Annotated in this window: 1 protein-coding gene; it reads left to right on the top strand. The window is 68.8% G+C overall.

Annotated elements, in window-relative coordinates:
• Positions 1-503 precede the first annotated feature (503 nt).
• On the top strand, positions 504-1,562 hold a 1,059-nt coding region (mobF, locus tag LY13_RS25450), incomplete at its 3' end, for a MobF family relaxase (protein ID WP_253831099.1).

Consider the following 1,562-nt stretch of genomic DNA (forward strand, 5'->3'; position numbering starts at 1 on the left):
AGCTCCGCCGGGCCGTCACCAAGGCCGAAATCTCGCGTGATGCGCGGTCGCGTGAACTCATGCTGGCCGAGCAGGCCACGCTGCGGGGCCTCGACGGTCTCGCTGTCCGCGAGACGACCGCCCCGTGGGAGTCGACCGCGGCGCAGTAAAACGGCTGGTCAGCGCCCCGTCACCTTTGGTGGCGGGGCGCTTTTCGTAGCATCACCGTCCCCCTCGAGGCGTACTCCTCGCCGGAGGATGACCCCCTCAGGCGAGATCTCACCCCGGGCAGCAGCGGCTACCCCAGCGCGACGACATCACCGAACGAACCAGCAACCAGTCAGGACTCAGATAGGTCAACGCCCACCAGTCAGAACTTCTCTCACTCCACCCCTCAGACAGAGAAGATCACCCCCCACAACCTTCTACCAGCAGACAAGTCACCAGGAGCCAGTTCATTTTGGGGACCCATTCTACTCGGGACGGGGGTCGCCTTCGGCTCCCCGAGCGGTTAGCATGACAGCATGCTTGACGTCACGCGGATGCCGTTGTCCACCGCCGCTCGGGAGTACCTGCTCGACGCCGTCGGGTGCACCGTCGAGCGGGACGAGGCTCAGCTCGCGGCCGAGAGAGGCGACGTCACCGGCTACTACACGGCGGCCTCCGACAAGGGCGAGAACCCGGGCCGGCTGGCCGGCGGCAAGCGGGCCCTGCAGGCGCTCGGCCTGAAGGCCGGCCAGTGCTCCAGGGGCGCGGCTGAGGCGCTGCTGTCGTGCCTGCACCCGCAGACAGGTGAGCCGCTCGGCCAGCGGCCGGCGCAGGGCATGACGCGCGACGAGCGGCTGCGGCAGGCGTTCCGGGAGGCCGGCGAGGTCGACGAAGAGGAGGCGCGCCGGATCGTGCGGCAGGTCGACAAGGACAGCGGCCGGGTCGGCGCCGCGTTCTTCGACTTCACGTTCTCGGCGCCGAAGTCGGTCTCGGTCATGCACGCAGCGTGCGATGTTGCCGGGCGGAGCGAGTGGGCCGGGGCGCTTATGCGGGCCCACCAGGACGCGGTCGCGTTCGCGCAGGAGTACGCGATGTCGCAGATGACCACGCGCACCTACGCCGACGGGTCGAAGCGGCCCACATTCGCCTCGGTGGCCGACGGCGTCGTGCGGCTCGACTTTGATCACCAGACCAGCCGTGCACAGGACCCGCACCTGCACACGCACTCGGCAGTGATCGGTAAGACACTGCCGGCGGACGGGGCGTGGCGCAGCGTGTACTCGCAGGGTGTGCACTCGTTCAAGGCCGCGGTCGATGCCGCGTACGAAGCGAAGCTGTCGGAGCTGATCGAGCAGGACACGCCGTTTCGGACGCAAACCCGCGACGACGGTGTCACGTTCGAAATCGTGGGCGTTCCCGCCGAGGTGATCGCCGAGTCGTCGACACGCACCAACCAGGTCCTGACCGAAGTTGCCCGCGCCCGGCAGGAGTTCATCGCCGAGTACGGCCGCGAGCCGAGCGAGAGCGAGCAGCGCGAGATCCACGACAAGGCCGGCAAGATGACCCGTGCGGCCAAGACCGACGCGGCGCCGGGG

The sequence above is a fragment of the Prauserella aidingensis genome (genome assembly GCF_024171865.1).
In the GTDB taxonomy this organism is placed as follows: domain Bacteria; phylum Actinomycetota; class Actinomycetes; order Mycobacteriales; family Pseudonocardiaceae; genus Prauserella; species Prauserella aidingensis.